Consider the following 21,430-nt stretch of genomic DNA (forward strand, 5'->3'; position numbering starts at 1 on the left):
TCGAGATTCCGGGCTCGGTGCTGACGCATCGCCCCGGAATGACAAAACAGCAGGGAGGGCTTCCGATGAAGCTGCACGGCTATTTCCGCTCCAGCGCCGCCTATCGTGTCAGGATCGCGTTGAATCTCAAGGGTCTCGGCGCCGAGCATCTGCCGCATCACTTACGCAAGGGCGAGCAACGCGCGCCCGCCTATCTTGCCATCAATCCGCAAGGCCTGGTGCCGGCGCTGGAAAGCGACACGGGAGCGGTACTGACCCAATCCGTCGCGATCATCGAGTGGCTCGATGAGACTCACCCGAATCCGCCGCTCCTGCCAAGGGACCCCTTGCAGCGGGCCAAGGTGCGCGCCTTCGCGCTGGCGATCGCCTGCGACACCCATCCGGTGCAAAATTTGAAGGTGCTGGCGCGGCTGCGCGAACTTGGTTTGCCCGAGGAGAAAGTGCAGGACTGGGCCGCCTGGGTCAATCGCGAGGGGCTGTCGGCCTGCGAGACGCTGATCAAGGACGAGTCAGGGCCATTTTGTTTTGGCGCTGCGCCGTCGCTCGCTGATCTCTGCCTGGTGCCGCAGCTCGCCAATGCGCGCCGCTTCGGCGTCGATGTCGCGGCCTATCCGCGCCTGCTCATGGCCGAGGCCGCCGCCAAGGCGCTGCCGGCCTTCGCCGATGCCGCGCCGGAGAAGCAGCCCGATGCCGAGTAAGCCGCCGCCTCCGATCACGATGGACGCTGTCTATGCCGCGCCGGGCTATCTGTTCCGGCGCATGCAGCAGATCGCGGTCTCGATCTTCATGGAGGAGTGCAAGGCGTTCGATCTCACGCCGGTGCAATATGCGGCGCTGATCGCGATCCACACCCATCCCGGCATCGACGCGACGCGGCTGTCGGCGGTGATCGCCTTCGACCGCTCCACGCTCGGCAGCGTCATCGAACGTCTTCAGGCCAAGAATTTTATCGAGCGCAAGCCGGCAGCCGAGGACAAGCGCATCAAGCTGCTCTATCTGACCAAGCCGGGCGTCGCAATCCTGCGCGAGATCATCCCCGCGGTCGAACGCGCCCAGGCGCGCATGCTGGAGCCGCTCAAGCCGACGGAGCGCAAGGCGCTGATGGGGCTGATGTCGCAACTCGTCGAGCTCAACAACGAAGCCTCGCGCGTGCCGCTGCGGGCCGAGGATGCGCTGGAGCATTTGGGGAAGGTGGGTTGAGGGGAATCCTTTCGGGTGGGCAAAGGCGCCCTTGCGCCGTGCCCACCACGTCTCTCCAACAGACCGGAAGTCGTGGGCACGCTTCGCTTTGCCCACCCTACGATTGCTCGCGCCTCATGCCGTCGCCTCGCCTGCTGCGTCTCCGCCGCTCTTCTCGGCCTCGTAGCGTGCCATGAAGGCCGGCGACATCGCGCGCAGCCGGGAATCGTCGATGCGGCCGGAGCGGGTGATGTAGCTATAGGCGAAGTCCATCAGGCCAAGCTGCATGTGCTGGGCGAAATGCTCGTACCAGAACGCGCTGGTGCGTGCGGCATTGACCAGCTTTTGCACCACCGGCTTGCGCGCGGCCTGGTAGCGATGCAGCGCGGTCGACAGATGGGCATCCGATTCCAGCGCCTTGACCAGCGCGATCGCGTCCTCGATCGCAAGCCTCGTGCCCGAGCCGATGGAGAAGTGCGCCGAGTGCAGCGCGTCCCCAATCAGCACCATGTTCTTGAATGACCAGTGCTCGTTCCAGACCCAGGGGAAATTGCGCCAGACCGATTTGTTGGAGACCAGGCAGTGGCCGCCGAGCGTGTCGGCGAACACCTCCTCGCACACGCCCTTGGACTGCTCGACGTCCTTGTAGGCGAAGCCGTAGGCCTGCCAGGTTGCGTGATCGCACTCGACCAGGAAGGTGCTCATGTTGGGCGAATAGCGATAATGGTGCGCGTTGAAGGCGCCGCGGTCGGTCTTCACGAAGGTCTGCGACAGCGTGTCGAACCGCTTCGAGGTGCCGTACCAGACGAATTTGTTGGAGGAGTAGGACAGCGACGTGCCGAAATCGCCCTCATAGGCGCGGCGCACCAGCGAGTTGAGGCCGTCGGCGGCGACGATCAAATCGTGGCCGTTGAGCTGGTCGATCGTCTGGATCTGGGTGTCGAAGCGCGAGGTGACGCCGACGTCGAGCGCGCGTTGCTGCAGGAATTGCAGGAGCTCCAGCCGCCCGATCGAGGAGAAGCCGACGCCGTCGATGGCAACGCTGTCGCCGCCGAGATTGAGCGTGATGTTCTCCCAGCTCTCCATATGCGGCCCGATCGCATCGACCGTCTCGGGGTCGTCGGCGCGCAGGAATTCCAGCGCCTGGTCGGAGAACACGACGCCAAAGCCCCAGGTCGCGTCGGCCGGGTTCTGTTCGAACAGGTCGACTTGATCCTCGGGATGACGCTTCTTCCAGAGATAGGCGAAGTAGAGCCCGCCGGGTCCCCCGCCAATCACGGCGATCCGCAAATCCTGCCTCCCTAATTGGCAGTATACTTACTGTCTCAGGGGTAGACTAACGGGCTGCGGTGTCCCACGCCAGCGGAACTCAAGGCGAGGTGCGCCGCAGCACGGCCGCAGCCACCCGCCTCGCGCGTGCCAAAGCCGTCAGTTATGAATCATAGCCAAACCGCGCCGGATTGACCACCCGGGTGTCAGACGCAGCGCTTCACGTAGACCCCGTTCACCAGCACCCTGGTACAGCGAACCACTGGCACCGGGTGACGAACCACGACGGCGCCGTTCGGGCCGGCGCAACCGGCGCGGTAGACGCCGCGCGCGCACACCACAGCGTTGGCATTGGAGGATTCGAAGGTCATGGTCGCCGCGAAGGCGAACAATGCAGACGCAATCAGCAGAAATGCACGCATGTGGTCTCTCCCGGTCTTGTCGCGATTGAAATCTGATATCGGCAACGGATGAGTCGCAAGGAGCGCACGAAAATTCACGCGCCGCCCAATATCGATGACGATGCGCGCTGGCGTGCCGCTCACCGCGCAGCGAATGGTGCGAGCACGTCCTTGCAGGCGGGCGACAGCGACGCTGCATTGCCGGCGATGCATTGCACGATGCGGCCGCCACCCGGGGCGACGCCGGCACAGAGCGAGCGGATGTCCGCGCCGCAAGCGGAGCGCACGATGAACAGCTCTTCGCGCGGCAGCAGCGGGCGCAGAACGATCACGGCGGGCGCGGCGGCCGGCGCTGCTGCGGGCGCGGCGCCAGTTGCCGGCGCGGCAGTCGCTGCGCCGCCACCGGCCGCAGCGGTCACCGCTTTCGCGCAGGCCGCCGAAACCTTGGCCTTGTTCTTCTCGAGGCATTCCAGCGCGGGAGCGCCGCCCGGCGGCACGCTGGCGCAAACCTTGGGATAATCGGCGCGGCATGCGCTCTTGACCGCGGCGACTTGCGCGCTGGCCGGTTGCTTGGCCGCGGCTGCCTTCGGGGCAGCTTCGGCGGCCGGCTTCGCCGCGGGTTCGGCGGTGGGCGCCGCTTCGGTCTTTGCAGGCTCGGATTTGGCCGGCTCAGATTTGGCAGGTTCGGATTTTGCCGGTGCAGCTTCGGTCTTGGGTGCTGCCGCCGGCTCGACCGCGCGAACCGCGGTCTGGCATCCCGCTGACAGGCTCGACATGTGGCTCTGGAGGCATTGATACGCTTCGACGCCACCGGGCGTCACGCTCGCGCAATGCGCCATGAAATCCGAGCGGCATGCGGAGCGGATCGCGCTCTTCTGGGCCTCGGTCTGCGCGAACGCGCTTGTTGCAGTTGCGAAGAAAGCCGCGGCGAGCAACGCGTGACGCGTTGATGCATGTCTCAACGTTTTGAACATTTGAGTGAATTCCTGCCCTGTCGGTAACGCCGATGATTTTTGAAATGCCGTACAAATGCAATCGTCGCGAGTGATGCCTCGCGAGCGGTATCTTGGCTGCTTTGGCCACTACCGCAAGTAGATAATGCCCGCGGAATTGCGACGTAACTACGTCGCTAGAGCTTGATCATGCGCTTGCCGCGGTTCTCGCCGGCCAGCAGTCCAATCAGCGCCTTCGGCGTGTTCTGCAATCCGTCGATGATGTCTTCCTGCACCTTCAGCTTGCCGGATTTCACCCAGGCCTGCAGATCAGCGAGCGCGCGCTGGCTCTGCTTCATGTAGTCCATCACGATGAAGCCCTGCATCACGAGCCGCTTCACCACGATCAGGCCGGGCACGCCGCGCGGGCCGTGCGCCGAAGGCGTGCCGTCATATTGCGAGATCGCGCCGCAGCAGGCGATGCGGCCGTAATTGTTCATTTGTGGCAGGCAGGCTTCCAGAATGTCGCCGCCGACATTGTCGAAATAAACGTCGATGCCTTTGGGAGCTGCTGCGCGCAACGCCTTGAACACCGCACCGTCCTTGTAGTCGACGGCCGCATCGAAGCCGAGCTCGGAGGTCAGCCAGTGGCATTTGTCGGCGCCGCCGGCGATGCCGATCACGCGGCATCCTTTGATTTTGGCGATCTGTCCGACGATCGAGCCGACCGAGCCCGCGGCGGCCGAAACCACGACCGTCTCGCCCTCCTTGGGCCTGCCGACCTCGAGCAGGCCGAAATAGGCGGTGAGGCCGGCGATGCCGAACACGCTGAGCAGATGCGTCATCGGCTCGAGCTTCGGCATTTTCGTCAATTGCCTTGCCGGTACTGCTGCAAACTCCTGCCAGCCGGTATCGCCGAACACGATGTCGCCGGGCGCAAGCTCGGGCGCCTTCGAGCTGACCACCTCGGCAATGCCGCCGCCGGCCATCACGCTGTTGGGTTCGACCGCCGAACGGTAAGTCGCCCCGTGCATCCAGGCGCGGTTGGCGGCATCGAGCGAGATGTAGCGCACGCGCAACAGGGCTTCGCCGTCCCTCGGTTGCGGCAGTGCGCCATCGACCATCTTGAAGTGCTCGGGGCCGAGCTTTCCGCTCGGCTTTTCCACCAGAAGAATTTGGCGATTGATGCTCCCGGTCATGGCGTTCCCTCCCTGATTGTTTGATGTTTATTGAAGCACTTGCCGCAAACAAAACGTGCAAGCCGCATTCGTTGTGCGCTGCATGAAGGCTAGATCGCTGCGCTCCGTTTCGCAATGGGAACATCCGGCAAGCGATCGCACGCAAAGCGTGTTGCGTCGCTGTCATATCTGCGACATCATGAAGCGGTCGGTGTCGTGGGGGTCTTTCAATGTCGAACAGGTTTACGCAATACATCCTGGCCGCGATGGTGCTCGGCATCATCATGGGCTCGGCGATCTACAATTTCCTGCCCGACACGCGGGGCGACTGGGCCTCCTCCATCAACCTGATCGCCGTGATCTTCCTGCGCCTGATCAAGATGATCATCGCGCCGCTGGTGTTCGCGACCCTGGTCGGCGGCATCGCCCACATGGGGTCGGGCTCCAAGCTCGGGCGCATCTTCGCCAAGACCATGGGCTGGTTCATCAGCGCATCCTTCGTCTCGCTGCTGCTCGGCCTCGTGATGGTCAATCTGCTGCAGCCCGGCGCGAACTTCCCCGGTACGCTGCCCGCGGCGGGACAATCGACCGGCCTGCCGGTCTCGGCCTTCTCGATCGAGAAATTCCTGACCCATCTGATCCCGACCTCGATCGCGGACGCGATGGCGCAGAACGAGATCCTTCAGATCGTGATCTTCGCCGTATTCTTCTCGGTGGCGATGGGCGCATTGCCCGAGCGTTCCAAGCAGCTCCTGTCGCTGATCGACGATGTCGGCCACATCATGCTGAAGGTGACCGGCTATGTGATGCTGTTTGCGCCGTTCGCGGTCTGGGCCGCCATCACCGCGACGGTCGCCAAGAACGGCCTGCTGGTGCTCTGGAAGCTCATCGTGTTCATGGGCGGCTTCTATCTGTCGCTGTTCATCCTCTGGGGCATCCTGGTGGTCGTCGGCTTCGTCGTGATCGGGCCGCGCTATAGCCATCTCCTGAAGCTGATCCGCGAGCCGCTGATGATCGCGTTCTCCACCGCGAGCTCCGAAGCGGCCTACCCGAAGACGCTCGAAGGCCTCAACCGCTTCGGCGCCTCCTCGCGCATCTCGAGCTTCGTGCTGCCGCTCGGCTATTCGTTCAATCTCGACGGCACGATGATGTATTGCACCTTCGCCAGCGTCTTCATCGCGCAGACCTACCACATCGACATGCCGCTGGGCACGCAGCTCGCGATGCTGGCGACCTTGATGATCACCTCCAAGGGCGTCGCCGGCGTGCCGCGCGCCTCCCTCGTGGTGATCGCCTCGACGCTGTCGCAGTTCGGCATCCCCGAGGCGGGCCTGCTCATGATCATGGGCATCGACACCTTCCTCGACATGGGCCGCAGCGCCACCAACGTGATCGGCAACACGCTGGCGACCTCGGTGGTGGCGAAGTGGGAAGGCGAGCTCGGGCCCGAGCATGCGATGGGGCCGGGCGATGCGGTGCCTGAAGACATGGTGCCGGGTGAAGTGCCTGCGATGGCCGGCCATTGACGGGAGTGCGTCATGCGCCCTTTGACGGCGATTTCGAGCGGCCTGTTGCTGGCAGCGTGTCTGCTGGCGTCTGGTGCCTCTGCCCAGAGCGGCGGCAGCGAAGGGCTTAGCCCGACGCTGTCGGCCATCAAGAACGCGCACGCCGTGCGGCTCGGCTATCGCGAGAGCTCGCCGCCGTTCTCTTTCCTCGACCCGTCGGGCCGGCCGATTGGTTACAGCCTTGAGCTCTGCGAGGCCATCGTCGAGGAGATCGGCGTCGAGGTCGACGACCCCAATCTCAGGATCGACTATGTCAAGGTCACCTCGGACGATCGCATCGACGCGGTGCTCCAGAACAAGATCGATCTGGAATGCGGCTCGACCACCGCGAATTCCGAGCGCGCCAAGCGCGTCGCCTTCTCGCCGCTGATGTTCGTTGCCGGCACCAAGCTGATGGTGCCGAAGGCCTCCAGCGTCCAGCAGCTGGCGGACCTGAAGGGCAGGACCGTCGTGGTGACGAAGGGCACCACCAACGAGCAGGCGATCCACGCGGCCGACAAGAAGCTGTCGCTGGGCCTGAATATCGTTGTCGGCGCCGACCACGAGCAGTCGTACCAGATGCTGGTCGACGGCAAGGCTGACGCGTTTGCGACCGACGACATCCTGCTCTCCGGCCTGATCGTTCGCCACAAGTCGCAGGACAAGTTCCGCGTAACAGGCGATTATCTGTCCTACGATCCCTACGGCATCATGTTCCGCAAGGGCGAGCCGCAGCTCTCCGCGGTGGTCGATCGCACCTTCCGCAAGCTCGGCTCCAACCACGATCTCGTGCCGCTCTACAACAAATGGTTCATCGCCCGCATGCCGACCGGCGAGAAAATGAACGTGCCGATCTCGCTGCAGCTGGAAGAAGCGTTCAAGGCCATGGACGATTCCGCCAGCGCCAATAATTAGCTCGCGATCCCGTCATCCTGAGGTGCGAGTGGCGTGATGCGCAGCATCGCGCCGGGAGCCTCGAAGGATGCACGGCCGAGCTGGCAGTGAGGCCGTCGCCCTTCGAGGGCCGCCGAAGAAGCGGCCACCTCAGGGTGACGGGGGTGGATCCGCGCTGAGATGGGCCTCCCCAAACACCCGATCCAGCGCCGCATCATACGTCGCCTGCACCAGCTCCGGATGCAGCTTCGCGAGCGCCTCCATCATCACGCCGGAATTGATTTCCAGCACCCGCCAGTCGCCATCCACGCGCACCACGTCGATCGACGCAAAGCGGATGCCGATGGCTCGCGCAGCGTCGACCGCGAGCTTCGCGCAAGCTGCGCGCACCGCGCCGTCCGCCAGCAACACCGGCTTTGCGCCGGCATCCAGATTATGCCGCCAATCCGAGCCACGCTGCTTGGTGTAGACGATGCGGGGCACATCATCGAGCAGGATCACACGGACCTCGTCCTCGATTGCGACATAAGGCGAGATCACGAGCCCGGTGCTCATCGAAAAGACCTCGGTCGCCGCGTGGTCGAGCTCTGCCGCCGTCGTCACCTTGAATACGGAGCGCCCCGACGTGCCCTCGTTTGGCTTCACCACCACGCCCTGCGGATGGTCGTGAAGCAGCTCGAGCATGGCTTCTCGCCAGGCGGGGCCAACGACGTTCCTGCCCAGCTTCGGGTTGAGGAAGAGGTGATGGGGAATGCAGGGCACGCCTGCGAGGGACAGCGCCTCTGAAGTCGCCGATTTGTCGTTGGCGAGCCGATGCGCAATCGCACTGTTGAGGCCGATGTCGTAGCCGAAGGCGAAGCGGCGCATCTCACCGCGGCGCATCGCGATCAGCCAGCCGCCCGCGCGTACCTCCACGTCGATGCCATGGCGCACGCCATAGCTCCTGATCGCCTGGACGAAGATCCGCTCGTTGGTTGCCATGTCCTGATCGTCATGTCCTGATCGTTCCCTGGCGCCAAAAGCCGCAAAAATGCGGGAAATGCCACCAAAACGGGGTGAAAGTCAGAGCTATTCTTAATGAAATTCTCGCGAGCGCGATGGAAATTAAGTGCTGCTTTCAGGTGCGAAAGGGAAAAGAAATTGCCCTATACACGCGCCTGACAGCAGATCCTTTAATGATGTGATCATTTCCGCCGCAAATGCCTGATTGACCGGCATCAATTGCATCCGGAACGAGGTTGATTATTGGTCTCAATGGCGTAGATCACACACGCGAAATCCTCCGCCATGGCAAATGGTGTCCGCCCGTTTTCAGGGCCGGGCAACGCTTTTGCCCGAAAACCGCAAGACATTCGGAATATCGAAAATCATGAGCGCGTTTTACCGAGAGAAGGTTCTTTCCGTCCAGCACTGGACCGACACACTGTTCAGCTTCCGCGCCACGCGCGACACCGGCTTCCGCTTCCAGAATGGCCAGTTCGCCATGATCGGGCTCGAGGTCGACGGCCGCCCGCTGCTGCGCGCCTACAGCATGGCCAGCGCCAATCACGAGGAAGAGCTCGAGTTCTTCTCGATCAAGGTGCAGGACGGCCCGCTCACCTCGCGCCTGCAGAAGATCAAGGAAGGCGACACCATCCTGGTCGGCCGCAAGGCGACCGGCACGCTGATCACCGACAACCTCATCCCCGGCAAGCGGCTGATGCTGCTCTCGACCGGCACCGGCCTTGCGCCCTTCGCCAGCCTGATCAAGGACCCCGAGGTCTATGAGCAGTTCGAGAGCATCGTGCTCGTGCACGGCTGTCGCCAGGTCTCCGAGCTCGCCTATGGCGAGAAGCTGGTCGCGAATTTGCGCGAGGACGAGCTGTTCGGCGAGCTGCTCGCCGACAAGCTGATCTATTATCCGACCGTGACCCGCGAGCCGTTCCGCAATCGTGGCCGCATCACCGACCTCATCAACTCCGAGCAGATCTTCAACGATATCGGGCAGTCGCCCCTCAACATCGAGACCGACCGCATCATGATGTGCGGCAGCCCGGCGATGCTGGAAGAGCTGAAGGCGATGTTCGAGAGCCGCGACTTCGTCGAAGGAAGCGGCAACAAGCCCGGCCATTTCGTGATCGAGAAGGCGTTCGTCGAGCGCTGATCGGCGTTCGCTCTCGGTGTCGTCCTGGCGAAAGCCAGGATCCATAGCCACCGAATCAAATGTGGCGAAGGCTGGTCGTTGTCAGTCTTCGCACAGCCCCGTTTAGGGGGAATAGGTCGTGGCTTTCGCCAGGACGACGGCGATGGCTACAGCGTCCTGGCCGGCCAGCCGCTCCTTTCATCCCCGCCTCTGCTGCAGTGCGATAGCCAACCTCTCGGTGGATTGATTTTTCTCGGGCGAATTCGCTAGCCTGAAACAAGCGCTGCGTCATATCCGTATGACAGGCGCGGGCGTATCGTTCCGCCTGATGCTGGCGAGAGGGTGGGAATCGTGGCCGACAACAACAAGACGCAGGAATCGCCCAAACGTTTGCCGTTGGCGGAAGAGGGGATCATGGAGACCCTTCTGCTGCCGTTCTCGCCGCGCTTCATCGTCCTGACGATCTGCGCCGTCGTCACCGCGCTCCTGATCGGCATTGCCATCGCCGACCGCAGGATCTTCGACATCCTGCTGGTCCCGATCTGCATCTTCGGCGCGCTGACGCTGCTCGGCGTCCGCGACCTGATGCAGAAGAGCCACGCGGTGCTGCGCAACTACCCGATCTCCGCCCATATCCGTTTCCTCCTGGAGGAAATCCGCCCGGAGATGCGGCAGTACTTCTTCGAGAGCGAGAAGGACGGCATGCCGTTCTCGCGCGACACCCGTGCGGTGGTCTATCAGCGCGCCAAGATGCAACTCGACAAGCGGCCGTTCGGCACCCAGGAGGATGTCTATCGCGAGGGCTATGAGTGGATGCATCACTCGGTAGCGCCGAAGGCGCATGCCGAGGAGAAGTTTCGCGTCACCATCGGCGGGCCGGACTGCGCAAAGCCGTATTCGGCCTCGGTGTTCAACATCTCGGCGATGAGCTTTGGCGCGCTCAGCCCCAATGCCGTGCGCGCGCTCAATGCCGGCGCCAGGAAGGGCGGCTTCGCGCATGACACTGGCGAGGGCGGCTTCAGCCCCTATCACGCGGAGATGGGCGGTGACGTCATCTGGGAGATCGGCTCCGGCTATTTCGGCTGCCGCCATCGCGACGGCAGCTTCGATCCGGAGGCGTTCGCGCGGGTTGCGAGCCAGGACCAGATCAAGATGGTCGAGCTCAAGATCAGCCAGGGCGCCAAGCCCGGCCATGGCGGCGTGCTGCCGGCGGCAAAGGTCTCGGAAGAAATCTCCAAGATCCGCGGCGTCGCGATGGGCGAGGATTGCATTTCGCCGGCCTCGCATCGCGCCTTCTCGAGTCCCACGGGTATGATGCAGTTCGTCGCCGAGATGCGACGGCTGTCAGGCGGCAAGCCGGCCGGCTTCAAGCTCTGCATCGGCCACCCCTGGGAATTCCTGGCAATCTGCAAGGCGATGCTGGAGACCGGCATCTACCCTGATTTCATTGTCGTCGACGGCAATGAAGGCGGCACCGGTGCGGCGCCGCTGGAATTCATGGACCATTTGGGCATGCCGATGCGCGAGGGCGTCAATTTCGTCCACAACGCGCTGATCGGCATCAACGCGCGCGACCGCATCAAGATCGGCGCATCGGGCAAGATCGCGACCGCCTTCGACATGGCCCGCGCGATGGCGATCGGCGCCGACTGGTGCAATTCGGCGCGCGGCTTCATGTTCTCGCTCGGCTGCATCCAATCGCTGAGCTGCCACACCGACCGCTGCCCGACCGGTGTCGCGACCCAGGATCCGACCCGGGCACGCGCGCTCTACGTGCCGCTCAAGATCGACCGCGTGGCCAACTATCACCACGCCACGCTGCACTCGCTGACCGAGCTGATTGCCGCGGCCGGTCTCGAACATCCGCAGGAGCTGCGCCCGATCCACTTCAGTCAGAGGACGTCGACGACCAAGGTGCAATCCTTTGCCCAGCTCTATCCGGCGCTGCGGCCGGGCGAGCTGCTCGAAGGCACCGAGGATCCGCGGTTTCGCGATGCCTGGCGGCTGGCCCAGGCGGCCTCGTTCCAGCCGCTGCCGTGAGGGCTCCCCGCCTTGCGCCATGACGCCGCCGGGTGCGCTGCGGCGTAAATTCGTCGGCAGGTTTTGTATATTAACCTTCGTTTCAGCTTGGGGTGTAAAATGTCCCCATGGACGAAGAGCGCCGCACCAAGGCCAGGCACCGCGTATTGAAGGCCGGAGCCATTGAGTTCGGCGGCGGCGCGATTGATTGCACCGTCCGCAATTTCTCCGCCACCGGCGCCGCCCTGGACGTTACCAGCCCGGTCGGCATTCCCGAGCATTTCACCCTCAATATCAAGGCCGAGGGTGTGCACCTGCCCTGCACGGTGGTGTGGCGCAAGGAAAAGCGGATCGGAGTGCGGTTCGGGTGAGGCTTTGCGCTTGATGCGCGCGGCAAATTATCCCGTCTCCACCTCACCCCGCCGGCTCGCCAGAATCTTGTCGATCCGTCGGCCGTCGAGATCGACCACCTCGATATGCCAACCGGCGAAGTCGAAGGCGTCGCCGACATGGGGCAGCACGGTGAATTGCTGCAGCACGAGGCCGGCTACCGTGTTGTAGCGGTGATGCGGCGGCAGCTCGACGCTCAAGAGCTCGCCGAACTCGTCGACCGGCATCCAGCCCGAGACCAGCAGCGAGCCATCCGCGCGCCTGACATAGGCCGGCTCCGGTGGGCCTTCCTCGGAATGGAAGGCGCCGACGATCGATTCCAGAATATCCGCCGCCGTCACCACGCCCTCGAATGCGCCGTACTCGTCATGGACGAGACCGATATGCACCGGCGCGGCCTTCAGAATCGCGAGCACGTCGCGCGCGTCCGCGGATGCCGGAATGATCGGCGTCTCGCGCACCAGCGCGCGCAGATCGGGCGTGCGCTCGCGCATATAGGCAACCAGCAGATCCTTGGCCTGGAGCACCCCGATCGGCTTGTCGCGATCGCCGTCGCAAACCGGAAAACGCGAATGCGGGCTCTTGGCGATCAGTGCCTGGATCATCTCCTGATCGTCACTCAGGTCGATCTCGTCGACCTCGGTGCGCGGCGTCATCACCGCGCCGACCGGGCGGTCGCCGAGCCGCATCACGCCCGCGATCATTTCCTTCTCGCCGGGCTCGAGCACGCCGGCGCTTTCGGCCTCGTGGACGAGATGATGGATCTCGTCCTCCGACACTTTCTCTTCCGCCTTGCCGCCACGACCGAGCAGGGTGAGGATCAGCTTGCCGGAGACGTCGAGCAGAAACACCAGCGGCAACGAGATCCGCGCCAGCACGTGCATCGCGGGCGCAACCTTCACTGCGATGCTCTCGGGGTCGCGCAGCGCCACCTGCTTCGGCACCAGCTCGCCGACGATCAGCGTCGCATAGGTGATGATGGTGACGACGATGCCGACACCGACAATGTCGGCAATGCCCGAGGACACGCCGAGCTCGACCAGCCATTGCGTCAGCCGCTGCCCGAGCGTCGCACCGGAGAAGGCGCCGGAGAGCACGCCAACCAGCGTGATGCCGATCTGCACGGTCGACAGGAACTTGCCGGGATCGGCGGCCAATGTCAGCGCGCGCTCCGCACCGCGCACGCCTTTGGCGGCCAGCACCGACAGCCGCGCCGGGCGCGATGAGACCACCGCGAGCTCCGACATGGAGAGCAGGCCATTGATGACGATCAGGACCACGACGATGATGAGTTCGACGGAGAGCATTGACCTTCCAAGGTAAGGGAGTGTGGCGTCGGCCGGAACCGCACTGATATAGGTATTCTGGGAGGAAACTGCCGCCATTCTGTCGCATCAGCGCCGCGTTCGGGCGCCCCGCGTCCATCTGACACTCCGCGGAACTACGGAACCGTGCTTAACGGGCTCTTAGCCGCCGCCCGTTAGATTTTCTGACAATTTGCAGAAATCTGTTCGAGGACCTGAGGATGCGGATAGGGAAGCTTTTCGCGCTGTCGATGCTGACGGTGACGGTCTTTGCAGTCATCCTTGGCGCCGAGGTGCTGATACCGCAGACCCGCATCTTCACCGACCGATCCGACGCGATCAAGCGAGTCGACGCGTTCGGCACGATCCTCATGGTCAGCCAACACGTCGCCGGCCTTCGTGCCCCCTACATCTCTCCCATCTTTCAGGAGGGAGCTGCGACGCAGGCTCAGACTGACGCCACGACCAAGGCTGCGAAAGCAGCCGAAGCCTCCTTCGAGAGCGCAAGGCGCGCCTTTCTGATGCTGGATGACGGCGCTCCGATGGCCGAAAACCTCGACCGCACAGCGCGGCGGCTGAAGGAAATCACCACCGCTGCAGACCGCGCCATGAGCGTTCCTCTTGCTGCGCGCGACAGCGCCGCGATCAAGGGCTTCCTTCCCGCCGTTGCCGAGGTCATCGCCGGCATCGAACCGATCATGAACCGGCTGGAGGGAAGGGTCGTGGATGCCGATTCCTCGCTGGCGGCGCTGTTGAGCCTGGCGCGGACGGCGCAGGATCTTCGCGTCTCGGCCGGCAATCGCGCCGCGACGTTGGCCCCGGCGTTGACCGCACATCGACCGTTGGTGACGGCTGAGTTCTCTCTGATGGATCGCATGCAGGGGCGTGTCGAGGCCGATCGCGAGCGGATCGCGGCCGGCATCGACCAGCTCGGCAATCCGCCGCGCATCGCCGCCGCGTTCAAGGCGGCGAGCGAGTCCTATTTTGGAAAAGCTGCGCCGGTAGTTGAAAAGGAGATGCCCGCCGCGCGCGCCGACGGCAAGTACGGCATCACGAACGATGAGTTTGCCAACGTGATCGTGCCTGCCATCCAGATGTTCTTCGGCGTGCGCGACGCCGCCCTGGCGGAAGCGGCCGAGCGCGCCTCGGCTGCCCGCAGCGGCGCGCTGGCGATGCTCGCGCTCGCGGCCGTTGCCGTGCTGGCGTTGCTCGGCACGCTGGCCGGTGTGACCTTGATGCTGCGTCGCCGCGTTGTGACGCCGCTGGCGAAGCTGGCGGGCGTGATCGGTGCGCTCGCCGCCGGACGACACGAGGTCGAGATTCCGGCCACCGGCCGCGACGACGAGATCGGTCAGGTCGCCGGCTCGTTGCAGCATTTCAAGGATTCGCTGCTCGCCCAGAAGGCCGCCGACGAGGCGGCCGCGGTCGAGGCCGAGGCCAAGCTCAAGCGCAGCCAGCGCATGGACCAGATCGCGCGCGATTTCGAGGCGATGATCGGCGACGTGGTCAACACGGTCGCGTCGGCCTCTTCGGAGCTGGAGATTTCGGCGGGAACGCTGACGAGCGCCGCCGATCAATCGGAAAAGGTCACCGCGACCGTCGCGGCGGCCTCCGAGCAGGCCTCCACCAACGTGCAGACCGTCGCGGCGGCGGCGGAGGAGATGGCCTCGTCGGTCGACGAGATCGGCAGGCAGGTTCAGGAGTCCGCGCGCGTCGCCGGGGAAGCCGTGCAGCAGGCCGAGCAGACCAACGACCATGTCGGCGAGCTCGCCAAGGCGGCGGGGCGGATCGGCGACGTCGTCGAGCTGATCAGCCAGATCGCGGGCCAGACCAATCTTCTGGCGCTGAACGCCACCATCGAGGCGGCGCGCGCCGGCGAGGCCGGACGCGGCTTCGCGGTGGTCGCCTCCGAGGTCAAGGCGCTGGCCGAACAGACCGCCAAGGCCACCGGCGAGATCAGCCAGCAGATCTCAGGTATCCAGGCCGCGACGGAGGAGTCCGTCGGCGCCATCAAGGCGATCAGCGACACCATTACAAGGATGTCGGAGATCGCATCCGCGATCGCCTCGGCGGTCGAGCAGCAGGGCGCGGCGACCCGCGAGATTTCCCGCAACGTGCAGCAGGCGGCGCGCGGCACGCAGCAGGTTTCCGCCAGCATCGTCGACGTGCAGCACGGCGCGAGCCAGACCGGATCGGCATCCGCCAACGTCCTTGCTTCGGCCAAGTCCCTGTCCGGCGAAAGCACCCGTCTCAAGAGCGAGGTCGGAAAGTTCCTGGACGCGATCCGAGCCGCGTAAGACGCGTGCTCAGAATTCGCCGTGCAGCCGTCCCGAGAACACCGAGACCGGCCCGCGGTCCGCGTTATAGGCGGGATTGACGATGAGCTGGTAGTCGGCGGTAAACGTCAGCGCCTTGTTCAGCGCATAGGCGTAATAGGTTTCCAGCACGCGCTCGTTCCGGTAGTTGAGCGCGCCGTCGCCGATCAGCGGGCCGAGACCGCCGGCGGCGATGAAGTCACGATGGTCCTGCGAGAGGCCGTTGACGGCGCCGGCGATGGCGACGACGTCGTCCGGCCGGCCCCATTTGGTGCCCTTCACCGAGACGCCGCCGGATAGGCTGCGGTCGATATCGGTGAAGGCCATGATCTCGTTGCGACCGTCGTTCCAGCTCCAGCGGCCGAACACGCCGATGTCGTCGGTAACAGCCTGTTCGAGGTTGAGCGCATAGCCGTATTTGAGGCGGCCGCGGCGGGTCTGGGTGATGTCGACGCCGAACGCGGGGTTGTCCAGCGTCTCGCGATAGCTGCCGGAGAAGGCGCTGTTGACGAAGCCGAGCGTGCGCAGCTTGCCGGGCTGGCCGAACAGCGAATAGCGCGTCTCAAGCTCCACGACATATTCGCCACGACGGCCGATGTTCATGTCGAAATTGTTCGAGTTGGATACGGCGTCCATCAGGAAGTAGCCGCCGCGCAGCGCCCATTGCTTCTGATTCAATTCGGCGGTGGCCCCATAGCCGAGGCCGAGCTTGTCGGCGGCATAGTCGAAGGCTCCGGACGCCCAGATCGACCAGTTCATGAAGTCCTTGCGCGGATCGTGCGCGTAGGCATTGCCATCGAATACGTCGACGACGGAGAATTTGCCGACCTGCAAGGTCAGTCGCGAGATGTCGGCCTTGCCGGCGAGTTGAAGCTGGCCGCTGGCAAGCTCTTCCTGCTCGCCGCCCAAGCCGAAGGTCTGGCGCACGAACAGCCGCGAGGCGTTGAAGTGCGGGTAGGGGAAGCCGGATTTCTGCGCTTCGCCATTGGGAAAGCCCCCCGCGCCCGTGGTGTTGTTGAAGCCGAATCCCTGCAATAGCTCCGGATTGAAATAGACCTCGCCGCCGTCCCACAGCCGCGCATTGAGATAGAGCGAGTTGCTCCATGTCTCCTGCAAATCCGGCGACGTCGTCAGGCTGTTCGGTCCGGTATAGAGCGCGCTGAAGGACGGATGGCCCTGCGCCAGTGCCGTTGATTGGCCGTGGATCTCCCAGCGGCTCGATTCGGTGTCGGTGATATCCGACTTCGGATGATAGGCCGGCATATCAGGCCAATCGATCTTGCGATTGAGGCCGATCCGCAGGCTCTGGAAATCCATCGACGACGAATATTGCCCGCCGGACGGGAAGCTGACGTTGGCGTGCTCGAACTTGCTGTAGAGATATTCGAGCCGCGCGCTCCAGTGCGGCGCGAAGGCGTATTCGACGCCGCCGCCGGCGATCCAGCCGAAGCGGGTGTTCAGCACCTTCTGTTCATTGCCACCCGTCGGCGTCGAGAGAAATCGTTCGCCGGCAAAGGCCGCGCCGCCGGTCGCGTAGAACAGCCAATTGCCCGTGGTGTAACCGAGACGGGCGCGCAGGCTCGCGACATAGTCCCAACGCTCTTCCGCGCTCGACAGCGCCGTCGCAGCCGACGACACGACATGGTTGGAGGGCAGGTAGTTCGGAAAGGAGATGTCGCCCTCCAGGCCGAGCAGCAGGCCAGAGTTCAGGCGCCAATTGTAGCCGGCTTGCACGCCCCCGGTCGCGCCGGTGAAGACGTTGTTGCCGGCTGCAACGGTGGGATCGGTCAGCGTCGCCGACGAGGTGCCACGGGTCACGCCGACATGCGCGCCGATATAGAAGCCGGTCCAGTCGTAGACAGCCTTCAGCGCTGGCGCCTTCAGAGGCCGGTCAGCGGCGCGGCTGGTGGTGGGCAAAACCATCACGCCCGAGGCGATTGCCGCGGCCGTCCACAAATACCTGTAACGGTGACCTCTCAACGTCAAAACGAAACGCCCCCAAAACGCGAATGTCATCCACCCGCTGCGATATCCCTGCCGATTCGCGATGCCCTGTCATCAGGTTCCGGTTGCGCACGCCATCGGCCGAGATGATCCGGATTCGACGCGTTTCTTCCCAAGTCCCTGCACGTGCAGTGAACTTTATTGCGATTAATTCGCAATAGCAACTAGTGCAGATTGCCGCAGGTGATGGTTCGCACCTTTCTGTGACGGGGCTGCAACAACGCTTAGGGAGACAGGAACTGGATGGCGCGCGTGGAGCCCGGCTCTTGGAGGCCGGTCCGAGACTTGGTGAATGGGGTAGGGGTGGTGTCATCGCGAAGAGCATGTGGCCGGCCGCCAGCCAACGGTAGCGCCTAGCAGCCGCGGCAGATGCCCTTGATCTTCTTGTCGAGCAGCGCGTCCTCCTTGCTCGACGGACTGTTCGCCGCCGGTTTGCTCATCGCCGGAGTAAACGTCGCCGGCGTATTCCAGCGCTGCTGCCAGAGTTTTTCACCGATCGTGCAGAGAACCCGCGGCTTCTCGTCCCCAGAGGGGGCGACCGATCGTTCCGGCGTGCGGCCCGCAACCTCGAGCGCCAGCTTGGTCCGGATCGCCTCCTTGAAGTTTTCGCGGTTGGTGATCGGCACAACAAAGGAGCCTGGGCCGCCGATCACGCAATCCTCATAGTACCAATCGATATGATCGATATGCTGGAAGTCCGTCGCGTCAGCGGGTGTCGCGTTGGTCATGACCGGCAGGCCGGTGATGACGATGCCCTGCTGCAACGCTGTGTCGCGCGCTGAGGTGACCGGATCGCCGTTGCTGTTGGGACCGTCGCCCGAAATGTCGATGATGCGGCGCGACCCACTGTAGGGGTTCTGCTCGAACAGCGACGCGGCGAATTTAATCGCACTTGAAATCGAGGTACGCGAACCGCGGCGGATCGGAGCATTGCTAATTTCAGTTGCGACGGCCTCAGCCGCTTCCGGCCCGTCGATCTGTCGCCAGGGTACGATTATTTTCTGGTCGCCGGTCGACGACCATTCGAAATAAGTCAACGCGATCTTGCCGATAGGACCGGCTCGCACCGCTCGGAGAAACTCCTTCGAGACAATGGACTTGGCATAGCCTTCGCGTTGAGCCTCCAGGTCACCCGGTTCCACCGAGTAGGAAACGTCGACCGCAATTACGAGTTCGAGGTCCACGGAGGAGCGGCTGTCGCCTTGGATCGCTGTTTGCGGCCGTGAGGCCGGCTCGGAAAATGCCTGTATCGATGTCAGGATCGCAATCAGGATCGATCCAACTAAGACCCGCCAATTCACGCTCGCCCTCCAGCCACTCATCCGTATCCTGACACGCGGAACGAGCAATCGGAAGGACCGTCTGAGTCATGCTGGGCTGTTCTGCGCCCCCAAAAAAGGTGACCCGCCCGGGGGGACAACCGGGCGGGTCGGGCACGACACGGGGTGGATGAGGCGCCCGTGTCGGACGCAGGATCCACGTAAGATCGGCCTCAGAACCTCAAATCAGTAGCAGACGCGGACGCTGCCGACGTACTGGCCGAAGGCGTTGTAGCGGGGCTGCAAGCCGCAGCGGTGATAGCCGTAGTAATAGGGTTCGTTGCTGGCGGCGATCGCGGTGCCGACGATGGCGGCGGTGGCGATGCCGGCTCCGACACCCCAGCCCCAGCCGAGCGGCTTGGCTTGAGCGGTCGAGGTCGAGGAAGCGACGCCAGCGGTGATGGTGAGGGTTGCCAGAGCGACGGCGGCAATCCTGGTCTTGATCGACATGTGAAACTCCATCCGGGTTGAGGCGGTCCGTTGTGGTCCGCGTGCCCAATTGGACGGAGGCTTGCCGCATCAGGTTCGAAGATGCGCAGCCCGGCTCGGAAAACCGGCGCTTTCGCCAGTGATTTCAGATGGATGTCGGCTAGCCGAGCGGGCCCTTGGCGAGCCTGCTCACGTCGAATTTATCGACCTCGGCCAGCAGCTCGCAAAAGGCGCGCGCGCCCTGGTCGAGCAGCTGCTCGCCTTTCTCGGGCACCGCCAGCGTGGCGTTGCCGACGGCGCCACTCGCGTTGAGATCCTGCGCCTGCCAGGCAAAGGGCGCGGGCCGTTGCGTCGAGAGCCAGCGATATTGTTGCTCCATCGCGATGCTGCTCGCGGCAAAATCCGCGATCGCGTCAGCGCGCACCTGGTCGGGATAGCGCGCCAGCATGATCGAGGTCTCGACCGCGCCACCGTGAATGCCATGGCGCACTTCATCCGATGGGAACAGCTTGTCCGCAGCCGACAGCCGCGACCACGATGTCGTCACCACGAACAGTTTTTGATGCGCGCGAAGATCCTGCGCCACCAGCATCATCGCCGCGCTGTTGCCGCCATGGCTGGTGATGATGACGAGCTTTTTGACGCCACGTCGCGCGATGTCCTCGCCGATCCCGGTCCAGCGCCTCAGCGCCACTTCATTCGGCAGCGTCTGCGTGCCAGGATAGTCGATATGCTCGGTGGAGATGCCGACGCGTTCAATCGGCAGGAACGTCACCGGCACCGTCGCATGCAGCAGCTCGCGCACGCGCGCAAGATAAGCTTCGGCGATCAGCACGTCGGTCTCGAGGGGCAAATGCGGGCCGTGCTGCTCGGTTGCCGCCAGCGGCAGCACCGCGATCCAACGCGAAATGTCCGCATGGCTCGCATCGGCCCAGCGGATCTCGGTCCAGTCGCGGGAAGGCGTCATCAAGGTTTCTTTGCCCGAATTTGTCACGTAGTTTGGGTTATCAGGGGACGCGGGCCCGGCCGGTTCGCGTCCCCTGATATGTTGCGGTTTTATCGCGTTGTTGTCACATCGGCTAGAAGCGATCCACGGAGTGCATTCATGAGCCCATCCCATCTGCGGCGAGCATTAACGGCGGGCTTGCTGGCCTCTGTCTTATCGATCCTGCCGGCGCGCAGCGAGACCCTGGACAAGGTCAGCTTCGGCACCAACTGGGTCGCCGAGGCCGAGCATGGCGGCTTCTTCCAGGCGGTCGCCGACGGCACCTACCAGAAATACGGGCTCGACGTCACCATCGTGCCCGGCGGGCCGAACGAGAACAATCGGATGCTGCTGATCGCCGGCAAGATCGATTTCTTCATGGCGGCGAACACGCTGATGTCGTTCGACGCGGTGGCCAACAACGTCCCCGTCATTACCATCGCCGCGATGTTCCAGAAGGACCCGCAGGTGCTGCTGTCGCAGCCGGATGCGAAGGTCACCAAGCTCGAGGATCTCAAGCCGCTGACACTGTTCGTCTCCAAGGAGGGAATGACCAGCTATTTCCAGTGGCTCAAGTCCGAATACGGGTTCAGCGAGAAGAACGTCCGGCCCTATAATTTCAATCCGCAGCCCTTCATCGCCAATCCCAAGAGCGCGATGCAGGGCTACGTCACCTCCGAGCCCTTCGCGGTCGAGAAGGCCGCGGGCTTCAAGCCCAACGTCATCCTGCTCGCCGATGCCGGCTTCAACACCTATTCAACCTTGATCGAGACCCGGCGCGACATCGTCGAGAAGAAGCCTGACATGGTGCAGCGCTTCGTCGATGCCTCGATCGTCGGCTGGTACAATTATATCTATCGCGACAATTCCGCCGGCAATGCCATGATCAAGAAGCTCAATCCTGAAATGACCGACGATCTGCTGGCCTATTCCGTCGCCAAGATGAAGGAATATGGCATCGTCGATTCCGGCGACAGCCTTAAGAGCGGCATCGGCGCGATGAGCGACGAGCGTTACACCTCATTCTTCAACAAGATGGTGAAGGCCGGCGTGGTGAAGGGCGATCTCGACTTCCGCAAGTCCTACACACTGCGCTTCGTCAACAAGGGCGTCGGCGTCGAGCTGCGCCCGAACAAGCCGTAGCGC

The 21,430-nt window shown here is 63.8% G+C and carries 19 protein-coding genes; 9 read left to right on the forward strand and 10 right to left on the reverse strand.

All coding sequences use genetic code 11. From position 1 onward, the window contains the following. Positions 1-65: 65 nt before the first annotated feature. The gene (gene maiA / locus HYH07_RS04540) at positions 66-698 is read left to right on the forward strand and encodes a maleylacetoacetate isomerase (RefSeq protein ID WP_220001344.1); all 633 of its coding nucleotides are present in this window, start codon (positions 66-68) and stop codon (positions 696-698) included. Beyond that, positions 688-1,200 carry a MarR family winged helix-turn-helix transcriptional regulator gene (locus HYH07_RS04545; protein ID WP_220001345.1) on the forward strand — a complete coding sequence of 171 codons (513 nt, stop codon included), beginning with the start codon at positions 688-690 and terminating at the stop codon, positions 1,198-1,200. Before maiA ends, HYH07_RS04545 begins: the two co-directional genes overlap by 11 nt. 114 nt (positions 1,201-1,314) lie before the next feature. On the opposite strand, the gene HYH07_RS04550 is transcribed toward HYH07_RS04545, so the two are convergent. The 4 genes from HYH07_RS04550 to HYH07_RS04565 form a co-directional block, all read right to left on the reverse strand. Beyond that, the gene (locus tag HYH07_RS04550; RefSeq protein WP_220001346.1) at positions 1,315-2,469 is read right to left on the reverse strand and encodes an FAD-dependent monooxygenase; all 1,155 of its coding nucleotides are present in this window, start codon (positions 2,467-2,469) and stop codon (positions 1,315-1,317) included. Positions 2,470-2,654: 185 nt separating this feature from the next. Next, a complete protein-coding gene (locus HYH07_RS04555; protein ID WP_220001347.1) occupies positions 2,655-2,870 on the reverse strand; it encodes a hypothetical protein in 216 nt (71 codons plus the stop codon). A gap of 119 nt (positions 2,871-2,989) precedes the next feature. Next, positions 2,990-3,823, reverse strand: a complete 834-nt coding sequence (locus HYH07_RS04560) for a cysteine rich repeat-containing protein (RefSeq protein ID WP_220001348.1) — start codon at positions 3,821-3,823, stop codon at positions 2,990-2,992. 155 nt (positions 3,824-3,978) lie between these two features. Beyond that, the gene (locus HYH07_RS04565; RefSeq protein WP_220001349.1) at positions 3,979-4,980 is read right to left on the reverse strand and encodes an NADP-dependent oxidoreductase; all 1,002 of its coding nucleotides are present in this window, start codon (positions 4,978-4,980) and stop codon (positions 3,979-3,981) included. Between the two features lie 209 nt (positions 4,981-5,189). Between HYH07_RS04565 and HYH07_RS04570 the strand changes: the two genes are divergently transcribed. Together HYH07_RS04570 and HYH07_RS04575 are read left to right on the forward strand one after the other, a co-directional pair. Then, entirely contained in the window at positions 5,190-6,485 is a 1,296-nt protein-coding gene (locus HYH07_RS04570; protein ID WP_220001350.1) for a dicarboxylate/amino acid:cation symporter, read from the forward strand. A 12-nt stretch (positions 6,486-6,497) separates the two neighbouring features. After that, the gene (locus HYH07_RS04575) at positions 6,498-7,418 is read left to right on the forward strand and encodes an amino acid ABC transporter substrate-binding protein (RefSeq protein WP_220001351.1); all 921 of its coding nucleotides are present in this window, start codon (positions 6,498-6,500) and stop codon (positions 7,416-7,418) included. Positions 7,419-7,547: 129 nt separating this feature from the next. Here HYH07_RS04575 and HYH07_RS04580 read toward each other — a convergent pair whose 3' ends face one another. Beyond that, a complete protein-coding gene (locus tag HYH07_RS04580; protein ID WP_220001352.1) occupies positions 7,548-8,378 on the reverse strand; it encodes a RimK family alpha-L-glutamate ligase in 831 nt (276 codons plus the stop codon). Positions 8,379-8,766: 388 nt separating this feature from the next. Between HYH07_RS04580 and HYH07_RS04585 the strand changes: the two genes are divergently transcribed. The 3 genes from HYH07_RS04585 (at position 8,767) to HYH07_RS04595 (ending at position 11,909) form a co-directional block, all read left to right on the forward strand. Further along, positions 8,767-9,540: a ferredoxin--NADP reductase gene (locus tag HYH07_RS04585; RefSeq protein ID WP_057744545.1), complete on the forward strand. Its 774-nt coding sequence runs from the start codon at positions 8,767-8,769 to the stop codon at positions 9,538-9,540. A 393-nt stretch (positions 9,541-9,933) separates the two neighbouring features. Next, positions 9,934-11,559, forward strand: coding sequence for an FMN-binding glutamate synthase family protein (locus HYH07_RS04590; RefSeq protein WP_228749233.1), 1,626 nt, complete (start codon positions 9,934-9,936; stop codon positions 11,557-11,559). A gap of 107 nt (positions 11,560-11,666) precedes the next feature. Then, positions 11,667-11,909, forward strand: coding sequence for a PilZ domain-containing protein (locus HYH07_RS04595; protein WP_220001354.1), 243 nt, complete (start codon positions 11,667-11,669; stop codon positions 11,907-11,909). Between the two features lie 27 nt (positions 11,910-11,936). Here the strand turns inward: HYH07_RS04595 and HYH07_RS04600 are convergent, their stop codons facing one another. After that, positions 11,937-13,235, reverse strand: coding sequence for a hemolysin family protein (locus HYH07_RS04600; RefSeq protein ID WP_220001355.1), 1,299 nt, complete (start codon positions 13,233-13,235; stop codon positions 11,937-11,939). A gap of 218 nt (positions 13,236-13,453) precedes the next feature. On the opposite strand from HYH07_RS04600, the gene HYH07_RS04605 reads away from it, so the two are divergent. Continuing rightward, positions 13,454-15,529: a methyl-accepting chemotaxis protein gene (locus tag HYH07_RS04605; RefSeq protein WP_220001356.1), complete on the forward strand. Its 2,076-nt coding sequence runs from the start codon at positions 13,454-13,456 to the stop codon at positions 15,527-15,529. A gap of 9 nt (positions 15,530-15,538) precedes the next feature. Here the strand turns inward: HYH07_RS04605 and HYH07_RS04610 are convergent, their stop codons facing one another. The 4 genes from HYH07_RS04610 to HYH07_RS04625 form a co-directional block, all read right to left on the reverse strand. Beyond that, positions 15,539-17,470, reverse strand: a complete 1,932-nt coding sequence (locus HYH07_RS04610) for a carbohydrate porin (RefSeq protein ID WP_228749254.1) — start codon at positions 17,468-17,470, stop codon at positions 15,539-15,541. Positions 17,471-17,904: 434 nt separating this feature from the next. Further along, the gene (locus HYH07_RS04615) at positions 17,905-18,852 is read right to left on the reverse strand and encodes a DUF1194 domain-containing protein (RefSeq protein ID WP_409363881.1); all 948 of its coding nucleotides are present in this window, start codon (positions 18,850-18,852) and stop codon (positions 17,905-17,907) included. Positions 18,853-19,056: 204 nt separating this feature from the next. Then, positions 19,057-19,320: a hypothetical protein gene (locus HYH07_RS04620; protein WP_220001357.1), complete on the reverse strand. Its 264-nt coding sequence runs from the start codon at positions 19,318-19,320 to the stop codon at positions 19,057-19,059. Positions 19,321-19,459: 139 nt separating this feature from the next. Continuing rightward, complete coding sequence (locus HYH07_RS04625) at positions 19,460-20,266, reverse strand: creatininase family protein (RefSeq protein ID WP_220001358.1); 807 nt, start codon at positions 20,264-20,266, stop codon at positions 19,460-19,462. A gap of 138 nt (positions 20,267-20,404) precedes the next feature. Here HYH07_RS04625 and HYH07_RS04630 point away from each other — a divergent pair, with 138 nt between their 5' ends. Further along, on the forward strand, positions 20,405-21,427 hold the full coding sequence (locus HYH07_RS04630; protein WP_220001359.1) for an ABC transporter substrate-binding protein: 1,023 nt from the start codon (positions 20,405-20,407) through the stop codon (positions 21,425-21,427). The last annotated feature ends 3 nt before the right edge of the window (positions 21,428-21,430 follow it).

Origin of the sequence: Bradyrhizobium sp. BR 10261, assembly GCF_019455395.1 — a bacterium.
In the GTDB taxonomy this organism is placed as follows: domain Bacteria; phylum Pseudomonadota; class Alphaproteobacteria; order Rhizobiales; family Xanthobacteraceae; genus Bradyrhizobium; species Bradyrhizobium manausense.

Excerpts from the sequence above, each read along its gene's own strand:
- maiA (WP_220001344.1), top strand. The coding sequence starts at position 66 with ATGAAGCTGCACGGCTATTTCCGCTCCAGCGCCGCCTATCGTGTCAGG.
- HYH07_RS04545 (WP_220001345.1), top strand. The coding sequence starts at position 688 with ATGCCGAGTAAGCCGCCGCCTCCGATCACGATGGACGCTGTCTATGCC.
- HYH07_RS04555 (WP_220001347.1), bottom strand. The coding sequence starts at position 2,870 with ATGCGTGCATTTCTGCTGATTGCGTCTGCATTGTTCGCCTTCGCGGCG.
- HYH07_RS04560 (WP_220001348.1), bottom strand. The coding sequence starts at position 3,823 with ATGTTCAAAACGTTGAGACATGCATCAACGCGTCACGCGTTGCTCGCC.
- HYH07_RS04565 (WP_220001349.1), bottom strand. The coding sequence starts at position 4,980 with ATGACCGGGAGCATCAATCGCCAAATTCTTCTGGTGGAAAAGCCGAGC.
- HYH07_RS04570 (WP_220001350.1), top strand. The coding sequence starts at position 5,190 with ATGTCGAACAGGTTTACGCAATACATCCTGGCCGCGATGGTGCTCGGC.
- HYH07_RS04575 (WP_220001351.1), top strand. The coding sequence starts at position 6,498 with ATGCGCCCTTTGACGGCGATTTCGAGCGGCCTGTTGCTGGCAGCGTGT.
- HYH07_RS04580 (WP_220001352.1), bottom strand. The coding sequence starts at position 8,378 with ATGGCAACCAACGAGCGGATCTTCGTCCAGGCGATCAGGAGCTATGGC.
- HYH07_RS04585 (WP_057744545.1), top strand. The coding sequence starts at position 8,767 with ATGAGCGCGTTTTACCGAGAGAAGGTTCTTTCCGTCCAGCACTGGACC.
- HYH07_RS04590 (WP_228749233.1), top strand. The coding sequence starts at position 9,934 with ATGGAGACCCTTCTGCTGCCGTTCTCGCCGCGCTTCATCGTCCTGACG.
- HYH07_RS04595 (WP_220001354.1), top strand. The coding sequence starts at position 11,667 with ATGGACGAAGAGCGCCGCACCAAGGCCAGGCACCGCGTATTGAAGGCC.
- HYH07_RS04600 (WP_220001355.1), bottom strand. The coding sequence starts at position 13,235 with ATGCTCTCCGTCGAACTCATCATCGTCGTGGTCCTGATCGTCATCAAT.
- HYH07_RS04605 (WP_220001356.1), top strand. The coding sequence starts at position 13,454 with ATGCGGATAGGGAAGCTTTTCGCGCTGTCGATGCTGACGGTGACGGTC.
- HYH07_RS04610 (WP_228749254.1), bottom strand. The coding sequence starts at position 17,470 with ATGGTTTTGCCCACCACCAGCCGCGCCGCTGACCGGCCTCTGAAGGCG.
- HYH07_RS04620 (WP_220001357.1), bottom strand. The coding sequence starts at position 19,320 with ATGTCGATCAAGACCAGGATTGCCGCCGTCGCTCTGGCAACCCTCACC.
- HYH07_RS04625 (WP_220001358.1), bottom strand. The coding sequence starts at position 20,266 with ATGACGCCTTCCCGCGACTGGACCGAGATCCGCTGGGCCGATGCGAGC.
- HYH07_RS04630 (WP_220001359.1), top strand. The coding sequence starts at position 20,405 with ATGAGCCCATCCCATCTGCGGCGAGCATTAACGGCGGGCTTGCTGGCC.